The sequence below is a fragment of the Luteolibacter algae genome, from assembly GCF_042683045.1.
GTDB lineage: Bacteria > Verrucomicrobiota > Verrucomicrobiia > Verrucomicrobiales > Akkermansiaceae > Luteolibacter > Luteolibacter algae.
The window spans coordinates 1-7137 of record NZ_JBHUIT010000004.1 but is presented as its reverse complement, the minus strand read 5'-3'; the positions used below and the strand labels follow the sequence as shown (position 1 = coordinate 7137).

Sequence of the window (7137 nt, the reverse complement as noted above, 5' to 3'; positions counted from 1 at the left end):
ATACGGGGTCGAATACCCGATCGGCACATCCTGGATGATCAAACCTGCTTTGAAAAAATCAAAAATCCTCTTCCTCTTATCCTTTGTGCTTGGAGTTGCCGGACAGGTTGGCAAGGACAAGGCCGTCACTTTTGATCTTCTCCAGCTGCCCGCGTGTCGGCCTGGCCGGGATGTCCGACATGATGGAGCGGGGTTTTTCCGAACGAGCCGCACGCCGGTTCACATCGCCCGCTTCCGGCGTGCGGACTTTCGCTGGCAATTCCGCTGCTTCCTCCGCTGCCACCAACGATGGCAGCACGCCGACTTGGATAAACGCGAAGACTGCTAATAGAGGAAATTTCCTAGGGTGTGGGAGTTTCATTTGGGGTGAGGAAGTGTGGCTGGGAGTTTTGTATATGGGCGTGGCGTGACTGGAGCGGGGTTTGCTCTGGCGGTTGGGTTCTCTTGCCCGATACACCGACAAGCGAATGAGGGAAAGATATGCATTCATCCCATACCCCATAGAGCATCAAGGACATTCTTGATCCATTTTCTAATACTGACCTTCTTACCTGTGACGAGGCGTGATACAAATTTCACGGTAAAAGCCAGAGCTAGTAACAAACCTATTGGTATCAAAATGTATTCCATACTACTAAAATCCAAATGTTCCCACCTCTTGCAGTAATTTCCACCAGTCGGTCTTCGACGCTACATCTTTTGTAAATCCAATCGGATCACTTGCTAAATTCCTGGCAACCCCTCCAGCGAGGTGCCCTACATAGGGCTCGCAATCGTCATCTATCTTATCACCAAACGGTGCAAGACCCCAGAAGTTTTTCTTATCCCAATGCCTATCGTCATTCCATGATTCATCCCATTGTTTGAACGATCGCTGCATAGCCGCTTTCGATCCCATGATATTCCAAACTCCCATTCCTGTAACAGCAGCTCCCGGCGCTGCCCCAACTCCAGTCAGTTCCCCTCCAGTTCCTACTACTATCTTCGTCATCCCGGCAGCAGCGAGTCGGGCAGCATTTAGAGCGTTGCCAGTCGCAACAATAGCCTTACTGTAATTAAATTTTCCGCCTGATCCCGGACATAGCCCTAACGCGTCCCACATGTTAATTGGATCGTTCCCCACATACCCATACAGGTTGATCCCCCCCGCTTCGCCGAGCGGATCAGGAGATAGCCATCTCCCACGACCCGATACGGTTTTTGTAGGTGAAGGCGTGTGGGACCATTGCAACTCTGGGGCTTCGAGCTGGATTTGCTGGGTGCGTTCTGTGGGGTGCTCAAAAAATTCCCCAGACGCGATTTTTTCGAGTGAGGGGGTGATGGCTCCTGATGCGGTTTGGGCCAGACACAGGAGCACCGCCAAGACGGATGTCAGGGCGGTGAGTGCGAGGGTCTGAGCGCGCTTTTGCACGCTTTTGTCTTTAGCGGCTCAGGCGGCTAAAGGGAAGAACCGAGTGACTCGGCGACTAGATGCCACCAAGGCCGGGAAGCTCTGGTTGAGTGTCGTCCTGAGCGGCTTTGCGTCCTGTGTTGGCAGGATGACAGCGGGCGTGAACGTCGTGGAGCTGTTGGATGCTCACTTCAGTGTAGATGGCAGTGGTTTCGAGTTTTTGGTGGCCGAGGAGTTGCTGGATGAAGCGGATGTCGGCCCCGCCTTCGAGCATGTGGGTGGCGCAGCTGTGGCGAAGAAGATGACAGCCGCCGCTGCGGCTGACGTCTGCTTTGCTGATGTATCGACTGACGGTTCGGCCGAGGGCATCGGGGTTGAACGGGCCACCGTAGCCGCTGAGGAAGAGAGCTTTTTCATCGGGATCGACTTCGAGGCGCGGGCGCACGTCTTCGAGGTAGCGCTCGAGCCATTGCATGGCGCGCGTTCCAACGGGCACGATGCGATCGTGGCGGCCCTTGGTATGGCGCAGATGGAGGGTGCGACGCTCGCGGTGGAGGTCAGGCAGTTCAAGGCGGACGAGTTCGCTGCGACGGATACCAGTGGAGTAAAAGAGTTCGAGTATTGCGCGGTCGCGGATGCCGAGTGGATCGGCGATGTCGGGCACGGCGAGGATCTTTTCTATTTCGTGATGGCAGAGGCCTTGGTCTGGCAGTTGTTTTTCAGGGCGTGGGAGGTCAAGTTCACTGGCGGGGTTAGCTTCGAGGTGACCTTGTTTGGTCGTCCAGGCGAAGAGGCTTTTCACTGCTCCGAGGCGCGCGCGCTGACTGGTGACGCTGAGCGGTTTGTCGTTCTTCTTTTTGAGTCGTGAGAGGTGGCGACGGTAGCTTTCGAGGATGCTGCGGGTGATTTGATCGGGGCGGCTGAGGCTGCGCTCGTGTGCCCACTGGAGGAAGTGGCGGAGGTCTTTCTTGCGTCCGTCTATAGTGCTTTCGCGGTAGTTGAGGCTCTCAAGGTCGGCAAGGTAAAGGTCACGGCAAGCGGTGAGGTTGCCGTCAGCGGCGGGTTCGATGTTTTCACTGCGAACGTCATTTCCGCCACGCTTTTGCTCGGCGCGGATGCGGAGGTGTTTTGTGGCGTCGTAGCCTTTGGGTCTGGCCATGACTACGATGGGTCTAAAAGTTGAGCCTCCACATGTGCGTTTTGACAAGGTGACAAGGTGGCGTCTAAAGCGGTGCTTTTTGTTGCAGTGGCGGGCCTTTGTGGCCTTGTCACCCTGCCCTGACATGGTGGGGACAAGGTTGTGATCGTAGCGGTAAAACTCATGAGGCTTTCTTTGTGGTTTGAGCTTTGAGTTTCGCGGTGTCGATGAGGCCGACGCGGTAGCTTTCGGCCTTTTCCTGCGCATCTACGAGGAGTTCGTATTTCATGGTGACGCCGTTGCGACCGCCGCGCACGGCGACGTATTCAAGTTCGATGAGTCGCTCGAGATGGCGGCGGATTTGCATGGCACTCCAACCGGTGGCCTCCCGCAACTCTCGGCGACTAAACAAGGCTGAGCCTTGACCCATTTGGCCTGCGGCCATCATACGCACGACTAACACTTTCGCGCTGTCGAGCAGGCGGCGGGTTTGTGGTGGCAGTTCGTCGAGGCTGCGGCCCAAGACTTCGGGGGCGATGCGGTTGGCGGCTTCGATATCAGCCAAGGTGACGGGGAGCATTTTGACTTCGCGGCCGCCGACTGTGTGCGTGATGGGTTCGCGCTGGTGTTGGTGCAGGAGCGCGATGGAGTCGATGAGTGTGAGGTATTTTTCATGGTCTCGGCGCGTGCGCGTGCGGCCACTTGTGAAGGTCAGTTCGCGGGCGTAGGGGTTGGCGATTTTCCAGGGTTTGAGCAGGCGTTGGGCGTTCTGCATGAGCCGTAAAATGTCCTTTCTCTCTTCGGCGGCGAGGATGCCTTCGATGGTGCGTGCTTCGCGCTGCAAGGCGTGGATGCGCTCGGTTTGGGCGGTGGATTCATCGACGGTGAGGACCAGACAGCGGTTCATGAGTTCCTCATCGATGTCGATCGAGGTGGTGGTCAGCACGATCGCGACGGGACCTTCGACATGGTATTCTTGGGTTTCCATGCGGCCGCTGTTCGGGTCTTTGCCAGTGCTCGCGATGGTGAGTTCACCTTCGGATTGCAGGAGCTTCAAAGCGTAGCTGGCTTTCTCAGCGCCCTCTTCTTCGACGATGGCGAGGATCTTGTGTTTCAAATTACTTTCGCCTAAGTAGTAAAGGCTTTGGCCGGTCATGGCGGAGTATTTCACTTGGTCTTCGCCTGGGAAGAAGCTGAGCACGGCTTCCATGAGAGTCGACTTCCCTGCTGCACTGGTGCTTTGAATGATGATGGCCAAAGGCTTGGCGAGCTTGCGCGAGGCGCAGGCGAGGTAAGCGGCAAGGAGGTTGGTTTGTTCTCCCACAACTCCGGCTGCATCGTAGTTCGCAATGATTTGATCGAGCAAGTCGGGCGCACGCAGGAGCTGGAGCGCTTCGCGCTCTTCCTCTGCAGTGAGTTCAACGATTTCAGACTCAGTTTCGAGTGGCGCGTTCAGACGGTCTTCTTGAGCCGTTTCAAGGAGCAGGAGAAGCTTGCCGAGGTCGCGCTTGATGAGGTCTTTTTCAAGGAGAGTTTCTTCTGCTGCGCGCTCGATGAAGCGGCGACGTTCGCTGTCGCGGTAAAGGTCGAGTGAGTCCACATGGAAGGCTGAGCCTTCACCCATATTGTCTTTAAAGAGATAAGAGAGACGCAATGTCACTTTCAGGACTTCGAGGCTATTGTTTTTGTCGAGTCCACCGATGCGGTAAGTGCGCGGGCCGAGCGCGAGCTCGTGGCAGTCACCTTTGCGTATGAGTGTGGGCTCGGAAGTGGGCTTTCTTTCTTTAGCCACCTCTGCAGAGCCATTGGAAGCAGCTAAATCAGCAGCTAAAGAAGATGCGGGCGCGGGCTTTGGATTTAACCGCGGAGCCGCAGAGGTCGCAGAGGGATCGCGGAGGTTTTCTTGAGAGCTTGGGCTTTGGGGCTCGGCTTGTGTGACTTTTGAGGGTGTTGTTTTAGGAGCGACCCACTCAGCTGTTCTGACGAGGTGGCGGAGAGCTTCGCCTCCTTGGTCAAGGGCGTAGCTGTTGGCATCGCTGCCCCAGGGTAAGGCAAGGCGATGGCAGTCGATGCCAATGGCCTGCAGCCGCTCGGCGGCCTTAGCGGAGGCCTTTTCTCCGGCTTCGTCGCCATCGAAGGCGAGTTTCACACTTTCGATTTTGGCAGCTCGCAAGGCATCGAAGAGCTCGTCACTGAAGTTCGCCGTGCCGAAGGTGCAGGTCACTGCTTCCATGCCGTGGCGGTAAAAGGTCAATGCATCGAGGATGCTTTCAGTGAGGATGATTTCGCGGTTTTTGAGTGCTTCGGCGTTAATCATACCGGCCAATGGCCGGGCCAGATAGAGGTGGCGATTGTCCTTTGGCACGTCGCTATTGCTAGCGATTCGACGACCGTAAAGCTGACGGATGTTTCCTTTTTCATCCCGCACCGGCACCACGACACAGCCATTGAGATGCTCGCGGCCAGTCTTGCGATACACGCCGAGTTGCTGAAGCTGGCCACGCAGCTCAGCTCCCGCTTTACGGTTTTTGTGAGGCAGTCTGAGGCCGAGCGTGCGGTCGGATAGGCCAATGCCAAAGTGCTCGATGAGTCCCTCGCCATCGAGTCCACGGCTGGCGAGGTAATCTCGCGCCACCTGACCGGCAGGCAGCATGATACGTTCTTGATAGTAGCTAGCTACTTGCTCGAGCACCTTTGCGTCATCTGCCTCGCGTTCGAGCGGGCATTCCAGACGCGGCACAGTTTCGCGTTTCGCTTTTCCAGGATGTTTGCTGGCGCTGGCGGTGAAGGCGGCTTTGCCGCCCTGAGTCAGCAGTTCAAAGGCATGGCGGAAGCTCACGCCATCATGCCACTGCACGAACTGGATCGCGTTGCCCGATTTTTCACAGCCTGCCGCCATACAGCGGAACAGCCCCTTGCCCGGAGTCACGATGAGGTTGGGCGTTTTCGTGTCGTCGTGGAAGGGACACAGTCCGGTCCAGTTTGCTCCCTTCTGTTTGAGCGCGATGCCGCGCGATTGGATCAGGGCGATAAGGTCCGTGCTCGCTTTGACCTGGGCGATTTCTTCTTCGGTGAGTCTCGGCATAGCTTCCTAGAAGTTGAGGAGTTCGATGATGCCGGAGCCGTTTTCTTCGAAGGCGAACTGGAAGCCATCGGTGGCGAGCATCGCTTCATAGAACTGGCGGGCGGTTTGCGGGGACTTCGTGAGGAAGTGCGTGAGCATCGGATCCATGCAGACCCACTGCAGACGGCCCGGCCACGCGTGGTTGATCGCCTCGCGGTAAACTTCCCGGCCGAGAGTGGCGAGGTCTTCATCAAGGCCCTTTGCGAGAGCCTTGCCTTTCCAGTCATCCCACTCGAAGCGGGGCGGTTCGTAGTCGGTAAAATCAGTGGTCATGGCCAAGGTGGTGCAAAAAGCTGTCAAATCAAAATCACTTGCTCGTTTTTGGTTCACATCTTGAACCACTTCAAGCATTATTTGACCACCATGGTTTATGTTTCACACCAAATGCCAGAAGACGGTTCTCATCTCAAAGAGCTTCGCCAGCGTGCCGACCTTGGTTTGCGCGAAGCTGCCCGCCAGCTTGGAGTGACTCACACCAAAATTGCTCATTGGGAGAAGACCGGGAAGATTCCCGATCCTGACGTCATCATTCAGCTCGCGGAACTTTACAGTGTTTCTGTCGAGGAAGTGCTCGGGCACCCCAAGTCCAAGCCTGCGATTTCACCGAACAGCAAGATGGCGAAGCTCTTCACCGAAGCGGCTTCCTTGCCGCGGCCGCAACAACGTCGAGTGGCTGAGTTTCTCGAAGACATGCTGGCAGCGCAGAAGGCCAAAGCCTGAGCCTTTTTTCTTTGAGCCGCTTCTACTGCAGGCGACCTTTTTTGGTGAGGCGTGATTGGATCGCTCCGAGCGTGCGGCCGTGGATTTCGGAAAGTTCCTTTGGGCTGGTTCCTCCATCGAAGGCTTCAAGGAGGCGCGTGTCCTCTTCGTCGTCCCAAGGCTTCCCGGCCTTGGCTGGGAGTTTTTCGCGTTGGGACGCTTTCTCATGCTGCTTTTTGAGAGCGGCAATCGCTGATTGCAGGGCTCGGAGCACCTTGGCGTGTTGATAAATGCTTTCGTGTGGCAGCTCCTCGGTGGTAAAGGGATCGACGCCATCGGCGAGTGCTTCGAGGATGGCGAGTTGATGCTCGCGAGGATCATGCTGGCTCGGCGTCTCCGGGGATTCATTCGCAGAGCCCTGCTTGTTTAAAATGTATTGCCGAGCCATTGCGGAGAGTTTCGGGTTTTGTTGGTTTGGCCTCAATACTGTTTTTCGTGGGTGGGGCGATGAGGGGCGGCGAGGCGATAGCCGAAGCCGACCCGAAGGAGCCAGGGAGGGGGATGGCCTGGGACGATACGCGGGCGAGCGTTGAACCACAGCGCCCCGCCGCCGAAGCCCACCACGTTCGAGCCAGACTTGCAGGCCGACTACGACCGACACCCACGGCTCGCTCCTGCTACGGGGATTCTCGTTTTTAGCTGCATGACGCCGCGATTACTCCTTTTGACCAAGCAAGTTTCCAACTTGTTTCGGCACCAGCCGGAACATAGTGACCCAAAGCCGCC

7 protein-coding genes are annotated in these 7137 nt (G+C 56.7%); 1 reads left to right on the top strand and 6 read right to left on the bottom strand.

Translation table 11 applies throughout. The annotated features are described in order from the left end of the window. Positions 1 to 76: 76 nt before the first annotated feature. The 5 genes from ACFSSA_RS05995 to ACFSSA_RS05975 form a co-directional block, all read right to left on the bottom strand. Positions 77 to 361, bottom strand: coding sequence for a hypothetical protein (locus ACFSSA_RS05995; protein WP_386819268.1), 285 nt, complete (start codon positions 359 to 361; stop codon positions 77 to 79). Positions 362 to 634: 273 nt separating this feature from the next. Further along, entirely contained in the window at positions 635 to 1411 is a 777-nt protein-coding gene (locus ACFSSA_RS05990; RefSeq protein WP_386819266.1) for an RHS repeat-associated core domain-containing protein, read from the bottom strand. A gap of 55 nt (positions 1412 to 1466) precedes the next feature. Next, positions 1467 to 2549, bottom strand: a complete 1083-nt coding sequence (gene xerC / locus ACFSSA_RS05985; RefSeq protein WP_386819264.1) for a site-specific tyrosine recombinase XerC — start codon at positions 2547 to 2549, stop codon at positions 1467 to 1469. Between the two features lie 160 nt (positions 2550 to 2709). After that, positions 2710 to 5613: a CHC2 zinc finger domain-containing protein gene (locus tag ACFSSA_RS05980; protein ID WP_386819262.1), complete on the bottom strand. Its 2904-nt coding sequence runs from the start codon at positions 5611 to 5613 to the stop codon at positions 2710 to 2712. A gap of 6 nt (positions 5614 to 5619) precedes the next feature. Next, positions 5620 to 5982, bottom strand: a complete 363-nt coding sequence (locus tag ACFSSA_RS05975) for a hypothetical protein (protein WP_386819260.1) — start codon at positions 5980 to 5982, stop codon at positions 5620 to 5622. A 3-nt stretch (positions 5983 to 5985) separates the two neighbouring features. On the opposite strand from ACFSSA_RS05975, the gene ACFSSA_RS05970 reads away from it, so the two are divergent. Then, positions 5986 to 6372, top strand: a complete 387-nt coding sequence (locus tag ACFSSA_RS05970; RefSeq protein WP_386819259.1) for a helix-turn-helix domain-containing protein — start codon at positions 5986 to 5988, stop codon at positions 6370 to 6372. 22 nt (positions 6373 to 6394) lie between these two features. Here the strand turns inward: ACFSSA_RS05970 and ACFSSA_RS05965 are convergent, their stop codons facing one another. Next, a complete protein-coding gene (locus ACFSSA_RS05965; RefSeq protein ID WP_386819258.1) occupies positions 6395 to 6799 on the bottom strand; it encodes a hypothetical protein in 405 nt (134 codons plus the stop codon). Between the last annotated feature and the right edge of the window lie 338 nt (positions 6800 to 7137).

Excerpts from the sequence above, each read along its gene's own strand:
- ACFSSA_RS05965 (WP_386819258.1), bottom strand. The coding sequence starts at position 6,799 with ATGGCTCGGCAATACATTTTAAACAAGCAGGGCTCTGCGAATGAATCC.
- xerC (WP_386819264.1), bottom strand. The coding sequence starts at position 2,549 with ATGGCCAGACCCAAAGGCTACGACGCCACAAAACACCTCCGCATCCGC.
- ACFSSA_RS05995 (WP_386819268.1), bottom strand. The coding sequence starts at position 361 with ATGAAACTCCCACACCCTAGGAAATTTCCTCTATTAGCAGTCTTCGCG.
- ACFSSA_RS05980 (WP_386819262.1), bottom strand. The coding sequence starts at position 5,613 with ATGCCGAGACTCACCGAAGAAGAAATCGCCCAGGTCAAAGCGAGCACG.